This window comes from Halosimplex halobium, assembly GCF_051414055.1.
GTDB classification, from domain to species: Archaea; Halobacteriota; Halobacteria; order Halobacteriales; family Haloarculaceae; genus Halosimplex; species Halosimplex halobium.
This window is the reverse complement of sequence record NZ_JBLKNX010000011.1, coordinates 81,656-97,497: the sequence shown is the minus strand read 5'-3', so window position 1 is coordinate 97,497 and position 15,842 is coordinate 81,656. Positions and strand designations below refer to the sequence as shown.

Below are 15,842 nucleotides of genomic sequence, written 5' to 3'. Positions count from 1 at the left end.
GATCCGGTCGCGAACTCGCCCGCACGGGCGCAGACTGCCCCTGACGGCGGATACGCGACGGTCGACGGCCGGAGACCGGATATATTGTGGAATGACAAACAAACAGTTATCTCTAGATAATATACCTATATAAGAAATTACTGCCGAAATCAATCGGCATATGTCTATGTACTTTGTGCGTTGGGTTGATGTCTGACCAATTCAAGGAGGCCTACGTGCCCGACGAGGTCCCGGAGGAAGACCTGGCGTACTTCGGCAAGAGTGACGACCGGGTCGAGTCACTCCGTCGGGAGTGGGGGGACAACCCTGCGCTCCTCGTCGTCGACATGACGAACGCGTTCGTCAGCGACGAGTACTATCTCGGCCGCTCCGACACGGGCCAGCCGGCCATCGAGGCCAACGAGCGGTTGATCGACGCCGCCCGCGAGGCGGATGTCCCGGTGTTCTACACTCATGGGACCGACGCCGAGCACTTCCCTCCGGACTACCAGGGGACGACGAAGTCGGCGGGCGGGACCGACGAGGAGTTCGTCGAGATGTGGGAGACCGGGAACCAGATCCACGAGGACCTGGCGCCCGAACCGGAGGATGTGGTGATCCAGAAGCCGCGCGCGAGTGCCTTCTTCGACACGCACCTGGCGAACCTGCTCCACCACTACGACATCGACACGCTGATCGTGACGGGGATGACGACCAGCGGCTGCGTGCGCGCCACGGCGGTCGACGCCCATTCGTCGAATTTCCACGTCGTGGTCCCGATCGAGGCAGCCGCCGACCGGTCGGTCATTTCCCACAAGATCTCGCTGTTCGACATGGACATGAAATACGCCGACGTGCTGCCCGTTGACGAGGTTCTCGACGAACTCCGGACGACACGGGCTGTCGCTGACGACTGAGGCCACACCGAGATCCACGGAACGAGCGGCGTGGATAGCTCTTGCTCAATAATTTCCTGTTTTAAAGATATTAATACTATTATTGCCTGTTTGTAGGGAAATTTTAAATATAGGGGTGCAGACTGGGTCTGTGTAGAATGAAAAGTGACCGATTCGGGTTCGAGGTGAACGATAATGAGCAGTGACGGAGACAGCAGCTACGACCGGCGGTCGGTACTCAAGGGCGGTGCCGCTGTCACGGCAGGGCTGATCGCGGGTTGTAGCGGCGGAGGCGGAGCCGGTCCGTCGACGGACGACGGGGCTGGCGGCGACGGTGGCGGCGCCGACACGCCCGGCACCGAGGTGACGAGCGAGGACGGCGAGACGGTGCTCAACGTGATGACGAGCCAGCCGAACACGACGCTGGACCCACACGACACCGGCGGGATCCCGGACTCGCACGTCATCTACCACAGCATCGAGAACCTGATCTTCCGCAACGACGAGGGCGAGCTCATCCCCGCGCTGGCGACCGACTGGGGCCGGGAGGAACCGGGCAGGTTCCGGTTCCACCTCCGCGAGGGCGTCGAGTGGCACAACGGCGACAAGTTCACCGCCGAGGACGTCGTGTTCAGCGTCAACCGGATCGTCGACGACGACGTGGGCTACGCTTCGACGCGCAAGTCGTACATCCCCGGGGTCACCGGTGCGGAAGCGGTCGACGACCTGACCGTCGACATCCTCTCGGATTCGATCAACCCGCTGATCATTCCGGGCTTCTCGGCATTCCTCGGCGCCGCTATCATGAACAAGGAGTGGGTGCAGTCCCACGAACGCGAGTACGTCGCCCAGAACATGGTCGGCACTGGTCCGTTCGTCCTGGAGGAGTACGAGTCGGGCGTCCAGGCGACGTTCAGCCGCAACGACAACTACTGGGGCGAAGCGCCGGACATCGACCGGGCGGTGTTCGACTGGTCCGGCGAGGCGGCGACGCGCGTGAACTCGCTGCTCGCCGACGAGACCGACCTGACGGTCAACATCCCGCCGCAGGACGTCCCGCGGGTCGAGGAGAACGAGGGGACGGCGATCAAGAACGTCCCCAGTACGCGCATCTGTTACGCGTTCATGCGTCGGGGCGTCGAGCCCTTCACGAGCAAGAAGTTCCGGAAGGCGCTGAACTACGCGATCGATGTGGAGGCCGTCATCGACGACGTACTCGCCGGGTTCGGGACCCCGACGGGCCAGCCGACGCTCGAGATGATGTTCGGCTACGACCCGGACATCGACCCGTACCCCTACGACCCCGACATGGCCGAGCAGCTCATCGACGAGAGCGGGTTCGCGGGCGTGGAACTGAACCCGCCCTGTCGCCTCGGACGGTACCTCAAGGGCGAGGAGTGGATGACCGCCTGGACCGGCCAGATGGACCAGCTCCCCAACGTCACCGTCGAACCCAACCTGATGGATTCGGCCTCGTTCACGAGCCGTCTCGGCGCCACGGGCGACCAGCAGATGGACTTCGCCATCTGGGGGTACGGCCAGCCGACCTTCGACGCGAGCGCGACGATCCGGTCGACGCTCACCGGCGACGCCATCGGTACCTTCCCGGACCCCGAGCTCATCGACCTCATCGACCAGGCGGACAGCGAGGGCGACCGCGAGGAGCGCGAGCGCCTCCTCCAGGAGATCAACCAGTGGTGTCACGAGGAGTGTCCGTGGGTGTTCATGCACGGCCAGTCCAGTATCTACGGGCAGAACACCGCCGACTACGAGTGGACGCCGCGGTCCGACGAACTGCTGAACGCCAACTTCATCGAAGCGAAGTGAGACAGAGATGGCAAACGTGACTCGATTCCTGGCCAAACGGCTGGGACAAGGCGTGTTCGTCGTGTGGGGGGTGATCACCGCCGTGTTCGCCCTCCGGGCGCTCTCCCCCACGAATCCGGCGAGACTCGCTGCTTCGCCCGACGCACCGGTCGAACGGGTCGAGGCGATCGCCAACGAACTCGGGCTGAACGCCCCGATATATCAGCAGTACGTGAACTACGTCATCGGCGTCGCTCAGGGCGACCTGGGGTACTCCTACATCACGAGTACGCCCGTCGCGCCGCAGATCTGGGTCCGGATGGCCGCGACCATGGAGCTGGCCGTGTTCGGGATCCTGTTCGCGCTCGTGCTGTCGATCCCGCTCGGCGTGATGAGCTCGACCCGTCGAAACGAGCTGCCCGACTACGTCGCGAACCTGTCGTCGCTGGTCGGCGTCTCGACGCCCAACTTCTGGCTCGGGATCATGCTCGTGTTGCTGCTGTCGGTCCAGTACAACGTCCTGCCGACGAGCGGCCGACCGGTCGGGTTCCTCTCGGCCGTCGGGTCGCTGCTGGCGCTCAACGTCGACCCACTGCTGAGCTGGGCGATCCACATGATCCTGCCGACGGTAGCGCTGGGGACGTATCTCATGGCACTGATGACCCGCCTGACTCGCAGCGGGATGATCGAGGAGCTCGGGAAGCCGTACGTCAAGACTAACCAGGCCAAGGGCCTCCCGGACGTGCTCAACCGCTACAAGCACGCGCTACGGAACAGCCTCGCGCCGGTCGTCACGGTCGTCGGCCTCCAGCTCGGTCGCCTGATCGGCGGGTCGGTCGTCATCGAGAGCGTGTTCGCCTGGCCGGGGATCGGCTCGCTGTTCATCAGGGCGGTCAACACTGCCGACTGGCCCATCATCCAGGGCGTCCTGATCGTCGTCGGCATCGCGTACGTCATCGTCAACATCGGTGTCGACGTGGTCTACGCGCAACTCGACCCGCGGGTGGGGGTGAGCTGATGGCGCTGTTATCGCCACGGAGCCTCTCGAATCTCCGCCGGGAACTGCGGTCGAGTCTGCTCGCGAAGGTCGGCCTCGTCATCGTGGCGCTCATCCTGGTGATGGCGCTGTTCGCGCCGCTGATCGCGCCCTACAACCCGTCCGCACAGGACACGAGCAGGGCCCAGCTTCCGCCCGTTGGCGTGACGACCACCGAGGAGACCTCGACGCTGCGCGACGGCGAGATGGTCACCGTCGACGAGAAGATCCAGGGGACCTGGAAACACCCCCTGGGTACCGACGGGCTCGGTCGCGACCTGCTGTCGCGGGCCATCTACGGCGCTCGGACCTCGCTGATGGTCGGGATCTCGGTCATGCTGATATCGGTGTTCGTCGGGTCGGCCGTCGGCCTGACCGCGGGATACTACGGCGGCCGCGTCGACGACAGCCTGATGCGGGTGGTCGACGTCGTCCTCGCGTTCCCGTCGCTCATCGTGACGCTGTCGCTCATCGGCGTCTTCGGCAACGTTGCGATAGAGATCCCCGACCCCATCGTCGCGCTCGGCTTCGCCGAGGGGATGCCGCCGACCTCGACGCTCCCGGCGACGATCACCCTCGCCATCGCGTCGACCGGGTGGGTGTGGATCGCCAGGGTCGCCCGCGGTGAGGCGATCTCGGTCGCCAACGAGGACTACGTCCGGGCGGCCCGCACCACCGGGCAGTCCAACTACCGGACCATCCGCAAACACATCCTGCCCAACAGCGCGACGGCCATCATCGTGCTCGCGACGATCCAGATCGCGACCATCATCATCATCGAGAGCTCGCTGTCGTTCCTCGGGTTCTCCGGGACGACCCTCTCGTGGGGCTTCGACATCGCGCTCGGTCGGCAGTACCTGGCGTCGTCGTGGTGGATCGCCATCGTCCCGGGCCTGATGATCGTCATCGCCGTCGTCGGGATCAACCTCATGGGCGACTGGCTCCGCGACGCGCTCGACCCGGGAATCGACCAGGGGGGTGCCTGATGAGCGACGACGTGCTCCGGGTCCGCGGGCTGACGACCCGATACTTCACCGCCGAGGGACAGATCAACGCCGTCGAAGACGTCTCGTTTGACCTCGCTGCCGGCGAGGTGTTCGGCATCGTCGGCGAGTCCGGGTCCGGCAAGAGCGTCACCGGGCGCTCGGTCATCGACCTCATCGAGTCGCCGCCCGGCCGCATCGTCGACGGCGAGGTCTGGTACCGGAGCGAGGACCTCGCGTCCGCGTTCGCCGACAGCGGCGACGTGGCGGTCGACGGGGAGTTCGTCGACCTGCGGACGGTCCCACAGGGCGAGCGCGACCGGCTCCGCGGGACCGCGTTCAGTATGGTATTCCAGGACCCGCTGACCAGTTTCAACCCGTCGCTGACGGTCGGCGAGCAGATCGCCGAGGCCGTCGAGAGCCAGCGGCGCGCGAGCGCCAACCCGCGCTCGACCCGCTCGAAGACGAGTGACTACGGGATGCTGTCGTTCCTCACCGACGCAGTCGACCCCCGCAGCGGGTACGTCAGCGAGGAGAGCAGGAACCGGGCCGTGGAGCTGCTGGCGCAGGTCGACATCCCCGACCCGGCGCGCCGCGCCGAGGAGTACCCACACGAGTTCAGCGGCGGGATGCTCCAGCGTGCGATGGTCGCGCAGGCGCTGGCGGTCGAGCCGGACGTGCTCATCGCCGACGAGCCGACGACGGCACTTGACGTCACGATCCAGGCCCAGTTGCTCGAACTCCTCTCCGACATCCAGGACGAGACTGGCATGAGCATCCTGCTCATCACGCACAACCTCGGCGTGATCGCCAGGCTGGCGACGCGGATCGGCGTGATGTACGCCGGCGAGATCGTCGAGCGGGGTCGCCGCGAGGACATCCTCCAGCGACCGGCGAACCCCTACACCCAGGGACTGCTCAACAGCATCCCGCGCATCGACACGGACGCGAGCGACCGGCGCTCGCTCGAACCGATCGAGGGGAACGTCCCGGACCTGAACGACGCGAAACTCGGGGACGAGTGTTACTTCGCCGACCGCTGCCCGAAGCGGGAACCGCAGTGTGTCGAACGCAAGCCCGAGGAGCGGTCAGTCCCCGACGAGCCCGGTCACCGGGCGCAGTGTATCCTGGTCGGCGGGGACGGCCCTCCGGGAGGTCCGAACCGCGACAGGGCCGCGGCCGACGGGGCCGAGACCGACGCCGCGCAACTGGAGGAACAGGCCGATGACTGACGGAGAGACGCTGGTCCGCGTCGACAGCCTCTCGAAGTACTTCGTCGACGGCGACGGGCTGATCGACCGCGTCCTCGGTAACGAGGCCGACGAGGTCAAGGCGGTCGACGACATCTCGTTCGGCATCAGGCGGGGCGAGACGCTCGGACTCGTCGGTGAATCCGGGTGCGGAAAGTCGACGACTGCGGAGACGTTACTGGGGATCCACGAACCGACCGACGGCCAGGTCCGGTTCGACAACGAGGACGTCCACGACATGGACAGAGACGAGCGGAAAGCGTTCACCCGGCGGGTCCAGATCGTCTTCCAGGACCCGTCGTCGAGCCTCGATCCCCGGATGACTATCGGCGAGACCATCCGGGAGCCGCTGGACGCCCACCAGACCCAGACCAAACAGGAGCGGAACGAGCGCGTCGAGGAACTGCTCGAACGCGTCGGGCTCTCGGCCGACCAGTTCGACCGGTATCCCCACGAGTTCTCCGGCGGGCAACAGCAGCGGGTCGGCATCGCCCGGGCGCTCGCGCTCGACCCGGAGTTCGTGGTGCTCGACGAGCCGACGAGCGCACTCGACGTGAGCGTCCAGGCGCAGATACTGAACCTCCTCTCGGACATCCAGGAGGAGTTCGGGCTAACCTACCTGTTCATCAGCCACGACCTCTCGGTCGTCCGCCACCTCTGCGACCGGATCGCGGTCATGTATCTCGGGGAGATCGTCGAGACCGGACCGACGACGGCGCTGTTTGAGGACCCCGCGCACCCGTACACCCGCGCGCTGTTGGACAGTGTCCCGCGCGTCACCGTCGAGGAGGCCGACCGCGATGTCGACACGCTGGAGACCGACGTACCCTCGCCCAGAAATCCGCCGTCGGGCTGTCGGTTCCACACCCGGTGTACGGAGGTCATTCCGCCGGAGGAGTCCGGGATCGACGCCGCGGAGTTCCGGGCGGTGCTCGACCTGAAACTCGCGGTGAACGAGGGCGAACTGGCGGCGGAGCCGCTCCGGGACCTCGCCGAGACGCAGGGCGTCGACCCCGACGACCGGGAGGCGGTCTCGTCGCTGCTGCGGGACCTGTACGACATCCCCAGGCCCCTGAGCGACCCCCACGCCGAGGACGCGGTCGAGACCGCGCTCGGGTTCGTCGCGGACGGGGAGCCCGACCGGGCGCGCAACCTGCTGCAGGCCGACTTCACGAGCGTCTGCGAGACCGAGCCGCCGAGCTCGGTCGCCGTCGGGGCCAACCGGCAGGCGTCCTGTCTCCGCCTGAGCGAGGAGGACGGCCCCCAACTGACAGTCGAGGGCGACTAGGTCGTGCGCTCGCTTCCGTTCGGACGCATCACGTCGGTGTGGAAGCGAGTCGTCTCGCTCTCCTGGCCCATCGCCGCCCAGTCGTTTCTCAGGACCGGGATGCGGACCACCGACATCCTCGTCACCGGTCTCATCTCGCCGGCGGCTATCTCGGCGATCGGCATCGCGAACCTCTTCACGCAGTTCCCCCTGTTTCTCGGGATCGGCCTCGGAAGCGGTTCGATGGCGCTCACGAGTCAGGACACCGGACGCGGCTCGGTCGTGACCAGAGACAGGGCCATCTCGACCGCGTGTACGATGGCGCTCGCGCTCGGGCTCCCGTTCGCGCTGTTCGGCCTCTATTTCGCCGAGGCGGCGATGGCGCTCGTTGGTCCGCCGACCGAGGTGATACGGACGGGCGGGCTGTACCTGTCCGTCGTCTTGCTGACTGCGCCCGCGCGACAGGTGACTCTCGTCGTGGCACGCGCGTTGCAGGGAACCGGTGACACGCTCACGCCGATGTACATCCGCGGGGTCACGAACGTGCTGAACATCGCGGGAACCGTCGGACTCGGCCTCGGTGTCGGCTCGCTCCCGCGACTGGGCGTCTTCGGAGTCGGACTCGCGACCGCGTCGGCGAACGTGCTGGCCGCGTCGATCGCCGTCGGAGTGGTCGTCAGTGACCGGACCGAGATCTCGTTCGTCCGTCCCAACGACGTTCGGGTCGCGATTCAGGTGGTCATCATCGCCGCACCGAGGGCAGTACAAGGGTTCACGCGGACGGCCGCGGACTTCCCGCTCAACGCGATCCTCCTGACTTTCGGCGTCAACGTGAACGCGGGCTATCACGTCAGCCGGCGAGTGTTCCAGCAGGTCTCGGCGCCGGTCGCGCGGAGTTTCAGTGTCGTCACGAGCATCGTCGTCGGCCAGGCCGTCGGTGAGCGCGACCCGGGAAAAGCGACCTTTCTCGGTCGCGCCACCGTGCTGCTGGGACTGCTCGTCGCTCTGGCCTTCGGACTCGTCCTGTACGTCGGTGCCACCCCGCTCGCGAGGGTCTTCTCCGACGAACCCGAGACGGTCTCCAGCGCCGCCTTCCTGATCCGGGCCTGGGGGCTCTCGGTACCGTTCGGGATGGTCTACCGGGTCCTCGCCGGCGCACTCGAAGGCGGGAGCGAGACCCGGATCCCGTTCCTGGCGAACCTGACGGGGCTGGCGGTCTGCATGCTCGGAATCCCATACGTTGGCGGTATCGTCCTCGGCTACGGGATCACAGCTGTGGCCGTCGCCATCGTCACCTACAACGTCTGGCGCACGGCGCTGGTCGGACTCTGGTTCGAACGCGACGGCTGGCTCGACCGTGCCGACCGGATGATGGACGCTCGTGACCCCGCGTCCGGGGATTGACCTGCTTCCGACACCTGACCGAACCACATCTACCCAGTGATCGAATCCCCCATATCTACCCGGTGTTCAAATCTCCTTTACCGTCCACCGGATGTTTTAATTCTATCCCACTAGGGGTTTATATTGTAGTTCGTTCCACGTTAATTCGGATCCTATCCATGAAAGAACGAACGTTTCGGACCGTTTCTGGACATTCGACAGATGCCGATCGGGGACGGGTGTGCAACCCGTGAGCGCCTCCGACAAGCCCCACGTCCACATCGTTGCGACCGGCGGGACGATCGCCAACGTTACCGGGGATTACGACAGTCCCGACGGGTTCCTCACCGCCGACGACCTGATCGACGAGATGCCGAAACTCGAGACGGTCGCGGACGTGACCTCGACGGGGATCTCCCGGCTCGGGAGTTCGTCGCTGACGCCGGAGGTCTGGTACGAGACCTACGAAGAGATCATGTCGAAGGCCGAGAGCGAAGACCCCCCCGACGGGTTCGTCGTCACCCACGGCTCGAACACTTCGGAGGAGACGGCGTACTTTCTGAACCTGGCGCTCGAGACGGACATCCCGGTTGTCGTGACGGCCGCCCAGCGCGGCATCAACAAGACCGGCTCGGAGGGGTTCAAGAACCTCTTCGACGCCGTCCGCACGGCGGCCTCGCCTGACGCCGCCGGTCGAGGCACCCTCCTCGTCACCAACGACGAGGTCCACCACGCCCGCGACGTCTCGAAGCTGGCGAGCAATCGGCCCGACGCGTGGGAGTCCTCGAACTTCGGCAAGGTCGGGCTCGCCAGCCCGGGACAGCCGGTCACGTTCTACCGCTCGGTCGACCGGAAGACCGGCACCGACACCGTCTTCGACATCGACGAGACGCCGCTGGAGGAGTTCCCGCTGACGGACATCCACGTCGTCTACGCCGCGCTGGCCGAGGACAACACGATCGTCGACGCGATCGCCGACGACGCCGCGGGAATCGTCGTCGCCGGGTTCCTCACCGGCGGCGGCGCGAGTCCGGACGGCTTGCCGTCCCAGTCGGAGGCGCTGGAGCGCGCCGCCGAAAACGAGGTCCCCGTCGTCATGTGCACCCGCGGCAGTTACGGGAAGATCGAACCGGACATGGACCGGTTCGACAGCGAGTACGCCATCGGCGGGGACACCCTCCGGCCGCAGAAGGCCCGGGTCCTCCTCGCGCTGGGGCTGACCCAGACGTCCGACCCCGAGACGCTCACGGAGTTCTTCGAGACGTACTGAGCGGGGTCGCCACTCCGGGCGGTCGACTACTGCGGTGGGCACCGCGGCCCTCCCGGAGTGGGACCGACGGCGGAGGCGTGCTCGCCGCGAGCGACCGAACACACTCCCAGTCCGTCGGTTCGAACGCTCGTCATCGGGAACTCAGCGCTCGTCCAGCGGCGTCCCTCGACCCCTTCGAGTCTCCGTCACTTAGCCCTTCTACCACCACACACCGCGGTACCGTTACATCATACCGCCCATGCCGCCCATGCCGCCGCCGGGGCCGCCGGGGCCGCCCTCGTCCTCGTCGCCCTCGGTCGAGAGGTCGCCGGCGGCGATGATGTCGTCGATCTTCATGACGAGGTTCGCGGCCTCGGAGGCCGAGGAGACGGCCTGCTCCTTGGCGTGGGCCGGCTCGACGATGCCGGTCTCGAAGGTGTCGACGACCTCGCCCTCGTGGACGTCGAGGCCGGCGTGTTCGTCGCCGTCCTCGTGGGCGGCGCGCAGGTCGACCAGCGTGTCGATGGAGTCGAGGCCGGCGTTCTCGGCGAGCACGCGCGGGACGAGCTCCAGCGAGTCGGCAAAGGCCTCGACGGCCAGCTGCTCGCGGCCCTCGACGGAGTCGGCGTAGTCGCGGACGCGGCCGGCGAGTTCGACCTCGGTGGCGCCGCCGCCCGCGAGGACGCGCCCGTCGGCGACGGTGGAGGCGACGACGTCGAGCGCGTCGTTGACGCCCCGTTCGAGCTCGTCGACGACGTGGTCGGTCGAGCCGCGCAGCAGCAGCGTCGCACCGTGGCCGCTGCCCTCGACGTAGAACAGCTCGTCGTCCTCGTCGCGGGTGACCTTGCCCTCGGTGATGTCGTCGGCGGAGATCGAATCGAAATCACCCACGAGTCTGGTCTCCAGGATCTCGGCGAGGTGTTCGATCTCCGACTTCTTGACGCGGCGGACGGCGAGGATACCTTTCTCAGCCAGGTAGCGGTGTGCCAGTTCGTCGATGCCGTTCTGACAGAAGATCACGTTCGCACCGGAGTCGGCGATCGCGTCGACGAGCGCTTCGAGTTGCTCGTCTTCCCTCGCGACGACCTCCTGCAGCCGCTCCGGGTCGTCGAGCACGAGCTGCGCGTCGGTGTCCGCCTCGGTCATCTTGATGTCCCTGTCGAGCAGCAGTATCTTCGCGTCCTCGACCTCGCTGGGCATCTCCGGGTGGACGGGCTCCTGGTCGACGACGCCGGCGCGGACGAGCGCCGACTCGGAGACCGCGCGGCCCGTCTGGGTCTGGATGTTGAGGAACTGCAGGTCCGGGACGTGGCTGCCGTCGTCGGCCTCGACGGTGACCGCCTGGATGGCCTCGACGACCAGGTCGACGAGCACGTCCTTGTTGAGCTCGGCGCCCTTGCCGGTCATGGAGGTCTCGGCGACCGACTTGAGGATCTCCTCGTCGCTCGGGTCGACCTCGGTGGCGATCTCGCCGATCTCCTCTTTGGCCTTGCTGCTGGCCATGTTGAACCCGCGGATGATCGAGGTGGGGTGGATGTCCTGCTCGAGCAGGTCCTCGGCGTTCTTCAGGAGTTCGCCCGCGATGGCAACTGCCGTCGTCGTGCCGTCGCCGGCCTCGTCCTCCTGGGCCTCGGCGACCTCGACGATCATCTCCGCGGTCGGGTTGTCGATGTCCATTTCCGTGAGGATGGTCACGCCGTCGTTCGTGACGGTTACGTCGCCGAGGTCGTCGACGAGCATCTTGTCCATCCCCTTCGGCCCGAGCGTCGACTGGACCGACTCGGCGACCGCCCGCGCCGCCGAGATGTTGTGGCTCTGCGCGTCCTTGTCTTTCATGCGCTGGGTGTCCTCGCCCAGAATGATCATAGGCTGACCCTGCATTCGCTGCTGACTCATCAGTGACTGTGCCCTGACTATCCACCCATATTATGACTGTGTACAGACGTATGGGAGGGATCGGGGACAGTATAACGCTGATCCGTGTCTTAATACGCGCTGACTGGCGCAAGCCGGGCAGGACGGAGTCGGACTGTCTGCGTCTGCACTAATCTCACCACGCACACGCCCGGGCTGAACCAGCCAGGACGCTTCGAACGACGAACGCTGTCGAGCACAGTTCCCGGCCGGAACTCGTCCGGGTCGTCCTCTACCCTGGTGCGCCTCGCTCGCCATCGCGTTAAGTTTGGCGTGAATTGTGGTAGACGGCGAAGGCTTCGAGCCACGATTGGGATATCTCAAGCGTGATATGGCTAAAACCACTCGCAAACGATGATTTCACGACCGTGTGTACGCGCAAGCAGGGTCTTGAAATGCGGATCTGGCGCGTCTTGCTGCGGTTGTCGGCGGAGTTGCACGACCTCGGCGACGTGCAAGCGATCGACGCAACCGGCATGGATCGGATCGCTGCCAGCCAACACTGCGCAAAACGGACGAACTACACGTTTGTGGCGGTGAAAACGACACTTCTAAGCGACTGCAAAAATAGTAGATACTCGACATACATTGCTCGATGAAACAACCGCACAATTCCAAGATCGGCTGGCAGATTGTCAAACGCAACCTAGACAAACTGAACATTCTTACCGCCGACAAAGGCTACGATTGGTGGTTACTTCGGCAATGACTGGGCTTAGAAGTCTTCAAACCGGTTATCAAGCACCGCGAATTCGGCTGGCACGGCATCGCTAACAATTTCTTGCAAGATGATACGATCTACCATCAACGCTCGAACGCCGAATCCACATTTTTAGCGCTGCGGCGCAAATACGGCGAGATCGTTCGCACTCGAACCTGATTCGGTCAGTTCCGCGAGCCCGTCCTGAAATGTGCTGTCAGAAACATCGAACTAGTCGTCAGCCACTCATAACCGTGAAATCAAGCGTCTAAACAAGGCCCAAATACTCACGAGACAGGGTGTCGTAGAACGGTCATCACACCAGTGAGAGGGAACTCCGAAGCAGGAGCAGTCGATGCTGTCGTCAGCGTATCATAGAAACGTTCGCACGCCCTGCTGTGGCCATCCACGAACAATCGGTACAGAGAGTGTATACAGCAAAACTTAGTATACGGTTGTTCGATATTCAATTATGGCCGAAACTACGCTCGGCACTATAGACGAACTGCTGGAAGGCGCCTTTGACGATGTTGATGATCCAGATGTACGATACAAACTCAGAAGTGCTCGGCAACTGGTTCAGGTACTTCAACAGCGTCAGGATAGCCTGGATGAAGCCGTTCATGATACTATCGATGACGAGGAAATCATGAGCACTCTCCGTGATCTCGGTTATATCGACTGAGATTTATACGCTGAACAGGCGCAATACCACGGCGTTCACGCCGTGGATACGCGCCGTCACTTGTGCTCACAGTCCACCGTTCAAACGCCGTCCCCGAGTTTCCCATAGTGACGTTTAAGTGATAGGACGCCCTACTGAGGAGGAGGAATCGGTCGGAACGGAGCGGATTCCGAACCGTCCTTCGGAGGTGGTCTGTCCACCCACGTAACGAGGCAATATCCGAAAGAGCGGGCGGTGAACGTCACATCCTCGAAGGGTGTGCCCATGTGCCGACTGCTCAAAGCAAACCAGACGATACCCCCAAGTCCGGTGACGCTTGCCGGCGTCCCCGTGGCAAAAACAACACCGGGACGCCGTACACGGTCGAGGAGAGGGGTAACGGCGGCTTGGCACCGCCAGCAGTCCACCAGTCCGATACCGTGGGACTACCCGTGCCCGAAAGGGCTTGGAGTCCGGTGACTGGACTGCAAACCTGAAACTCCCACCGCTCGGGATTCCTCCGCGGTTACGCGGAGGAGGGTGTCAAGTGGATGCGGAGTACACCAGCCAGCCGGTTCGTAGTGGAACTCGCGAACGCGCATCCGGCGACGGATCGCGGGGGAGACCGCTTCGAACCCGTGGGGTGGCCAGTCGTTCACGCGTCCCGACCGCGTGGTGTCGTCCCGTCGACCGGCCACGGACTTCGGGTCGGTGACCGTCGTCGCCGTCGAACCGGCCCGTGGGTTCACGGGGTGAGCGCCGCGAGAGTCAGTCGGTCAGCATACCCCACGCCTGCGAGAGGACGTAGAGGTACGCCACCGGCGCGCCGACGAACGGCAGGACCAGCAGCGTGAGCGGGACGACCAGCAGGAGCGCGATGAAGAGGTCGGCAACGAACGCCCGGAGTGCGTGGCGGATCCCGGGGTCGGCCAGCAAGAAGTAGTATTGTCCGAGCCCGAGCACGACGGCGCCGGCGCCGAGCGCGGTCGCGCCCCCGAGCAGGCGGTTTCCGCGTCTGAGTTGTGCGCCGTCCTGGAACAGCGCACTCGTCACGCGCATCCACTCCATGGGTGCCAGGTCGTCGACGGCCCCCTGTCGGCGAAGCGCACGTAGTTGCTGACACGCGGCGAGCGTCGTCGCCGCCGCGAGCGCGCAACACGTGAACAGCAGCCCGAGGGCGACAGGGCGGTACTGGAGACCGTAGATCCACAGGCCGGGATCGGCCGTCGCTTCCGGAAACTGGGTCGGTCGGGTCAGCAGCCGGACCACCCCGTCGATCGACGAGCGGTCCTGTGCCAGTCCCCGTTCGAACGCCCGGACGAAGATCCGGAGACGGTCGAGGAACGTCTCCCGGACCGAGCGGCCGACCAGCGGGTCAGTCACCGGAGACACCTCCGTGCGTCTCCGTTCCGCCCTCGTCCGCCGTCGACGAGAGGACGAGCACCGCGACCGCACCGAGGAAGCCGAGGACGTACACCGCCTTCGTCGCGAAAAACAGCAGCAGTTCCGTCTCCACCGCGCGGACGTTCCAGAGCTCGGCGCCGACCGCGAGACAGATGACTCCCAGCAGTGCCGCTCCCGGGAACGACCCGCGGACGCTCCAGAACCGCCACCCGAGGCCGAGCACGCCGCCGAACGCGGTCAGGAGCGTCCACGTGATGACGACGTCGGTCGTCAGCGAGGGGATCGTGAGCGGACCGACGGTCGCGAGCCCGAAGCCGACCCAGACGCTCGTGAGCACTGCCAGCAACCCAAGCAGCTGGAAGAGGAGCCACCATCCCACCGTCTCCACGCCGGGGACCGAAGCGCCACCACCGGTACCACCCGTCGGCCCGGACCGAACGAACGCCGCTACTCTGGCCGGGAGCCGCCGGAGTGCGGCGACTGCCCGCCCGGCGTAGTGTCTGATCTTCAGGTAGGCCCTGACCGAGCCGACCCCCTGGAACCAGCTCCCGGTCAGCGACAGCACGGCCACGACCAGCTGACGGTTCTGGAACGCCCACGGGAGCGCCGCGAGCGACGCCAGGAAGACGACGGCACCCAGCGTGACCGTATCGCCCTCGCTGTGACGCACGTACGCCACCGCCAGGAGGACGGCGCCGGCCAGCATGACCGCCGGGCCGAGCCAGGCCGGCTCGTAGTCGACCACCCAGTCGACGGGAACGATCAACGGGTCACGCATACTCGGCGATCAACTCCCGTGAGATCGCGGCGGTGATGATGCCCAGTCCGACGAGCAGCCCCGACAGCGCCATCGGACCGAGGAAGAACAACCCGACGTAGCCCAGCCCGTCGAACAGCCCGAGCACCAGCGGTTCGAACGGACCGGGAAACAGATCCGCGAGCGAGAGCACCGTTAGTACTGGGATCCCGGCCCCACCGATGAGCGCGGTCGCTCTTGCCTCCGACCGCTGCTCACCGTCCTCCGCTGCGCGATACAATACTGCCGACATCACCACGACGAGCGTCCAGAGAAAGGGAATGGCGAGTGCCCGACACAGGCCGATTGGCGGCCAACACATGACCGTTTCAAGACCGGTTACCACTGAAAAAGATTTGGGGTGCGGGGAGCGGTGTGTGATAGCGTCCAGCGACACTGTCGCCCGCTCGGGGGTCTGATCGCGTTCCACGGCGGCCACGCCGGTCCAGTCTCTCTGTCCCCGACGCAGTGATCCCGGAGACGGGTATCGCGGAATCTATTCGCCCCACATCTCA

Annotated in this window: 13 protein-coding genes and 1 pseudogene; 10 read left to right on the top strand and 4 right to left on the bottom strand. The window is 65.3% G+C overall.

What is annotated here, in order from left to right; translation table 11 throughout:
- Nucleotides 1-188: 188 nt before the first annotated feature.
- The 8 genes from ACMGFG_RS12665 (at nt 189) to ACMGFG_RS12630 (ending at nt 9,870) form a co-directional block, all read left to right on the top strand.
- Complete coding sequence (locus ACMGFG_RS12665; RefSeq protein ID WP_436930687.1) at nt 189-896, top strand: cysteine hydrolase family protein; 708 nt, start codon at nt 189-191, stop codon at nt 894-896.
- Between the two features lie 174 nt (nt 897-1,070).
- The gene (locus ACMGFG_RS12660; protein WP_436930686.1) at nt 1,071-2,702 is read left to right on the top strand and encodes an ABC transporter substrate-binding protein; all 1,632 of its coding nucleotides are present in this window, start codon (nt 1,071-1,073) and stop codon (nt 2,700-2,702) included.
- 7 nt (nt 2,703-2,709) lie between these two features.
- On the top strand, nt 2,710-3,699 hold the full coding sequence (locus ACMGFG_RS12655) for an ABC transporter permease (protein ID WP_436930685.1): 990 nt from the start codon (nt 2,710-2,712) through the stop codon (nt 3,697-3,699).
- Entirely contained in the window at nt 3,699-4,703 is a 1,005-nt protein-coding gene (locus ACMGFG_RS12650; RefSeq protein ID WP_436930684.1) for an ABC transporter permease, read from the top strand. The genes ACMGFG_RS12655 and ACMGFG_RS12650 overlap by 1 nt, the downstream gene beginning before the upstream one ends.
- The gene (locus ACMGFG_RS12645; protein WP_436930683.1) at nt 4,703-5,932 is read left to right on the top strand and encodes an ABC transporter ATP-binding protein; all 1,230 of its coding nucleotides are present in this window, start codon (nt 4,703-4,705) and stop codon (nt 5,930-5,932) included. Before ACMGFG_RS12650 ends, ACMGFG_RS12645 begins: the two co-directional genes overlap by 1 nt.
- On the top strand, nt 5,925-7,238 hold the full coding sequence (locus tag ACMGFG_RS12640; protein WP_436930682.1) for an ABC transporter ATP-binding protein: 1,314 nt from the start codon (nt 5,925-5,927) through the stop codon (nt 7,236-7,238). The genes ACMGFG_RS12645 and ACMGFG_RS12640 overlap by 8 nt, the downstream gene beginning before the upstream one ends.
- A gap of 36 nt (nt 7,239-7,274) precedes the next feature.
- Nucleotides 7,275-8,621: an MATE family efflux transporter gene (locus ACMGFG_RS12635; RefSeq protein WP_436930681.1), complete on the top strand. Its 1,347-nt coding sequence runs from the start codon at nt 7,275-7,277 to the stop codon at nt 8,619-8,621.
- 229 nt (nt 8,622-8,850) lie between these two features.
- A complete protein-coding gene (locus ACMGFG_RS12630; protein ID WP_436930680.1) occupies nt 8,851-9,870 on the top strand; it encodes an asparaginase in 1,020 nt (339 codons plus the stop codon).
- A 222-nt stretch (nt 9,871-10,092) separates the two neighbouring features.
- On the opposite strand, the gene thsB is transcribed toward ACMGFG_RS12630, so the two are convergent.
- Entirely contained in the window at nt 10,093-11,745 is a 1,653-nt protein-coding gene (thsB, locus tag ACMGFG_RS12625) for a thermosome subunit beta (protein WP_436930679.1), read from the bottom strand.
- A gap of 374 nt (nt 11,746-12,119) precedes the next feature.
- Between thsB and ACMGFG_RS12620 the strand changes: the two are divergent.
- A pseudogene (locus ACMGFG_RS12620) lies at nt 12,120-12,715 on the top strand (transposase); the annotation flags it as partial.
- Nucleotides 12,716-12,935: 220 nt separating this feature from the next.
- Nucleotides 12,936-13,148: a hypothetical protein gene (locus ACMGFG_RS12615; protein WP_436930678.1), complete on the top strand. Its 213-nt coding sequence runs from the start codon at nt 12,936-12,938 to the stop codon at nt 13,146-13,148.
- Nucleotides 13,149-13,895: 747 nt separating this feature from the next.
- Here the strand turns inward: ACMGFG_RS12615 and ACMGFG_RS12610 are convergent.
- From ACMGFG_RS12610 to ACMGFG_RS12600, 3 genes are read right to left on the bottom strand one after another with little or no spacing between them, the layout of a single operon-like run.
- Nucleotides 13,896-14,510, bottom strand: coding sequence for a hypothetical protein (locus ACMGFG_RS12610; protein WP_436930677.1), 615 nt, complete (start codon nt 14,508-14,510; stop codon nt 13,896-13,898).
- Nucleotides 14,503-15,309, bottom strand: coding sequence for a hypothetical protein (locus tag ACMGFG_RS12605; RefSeq protein WP_436930676.1), 807 nt, complete (start codon nt 15,307-15,309; stop codon nt 14,503-14,505). The genes ACMGFG_RS12610 and ACMGFG_RS12605 overlap by 8 nt, the downstream gene beginning before the upstream one ends.
- The gene (locus ACMGFG_RS12600) at nt 15,302-15,649 is read right to left on the bottom strand and encodes a hypothetical protein (protein ID WP_436930675.1); all 348 of its coding nucleotides are present in this window, start codon (nt 15,647-15,649) and stop codon (nt 15,302-15,304) included. The genes ACMGFG_RS12605 and ACMGFG_RS12600 overlap by 8 nt, the downstream gene beginning before the upstream one ends.
- Between the last annotated feature and the right edge of the window lie 193 nt (nt 15,650-15,842).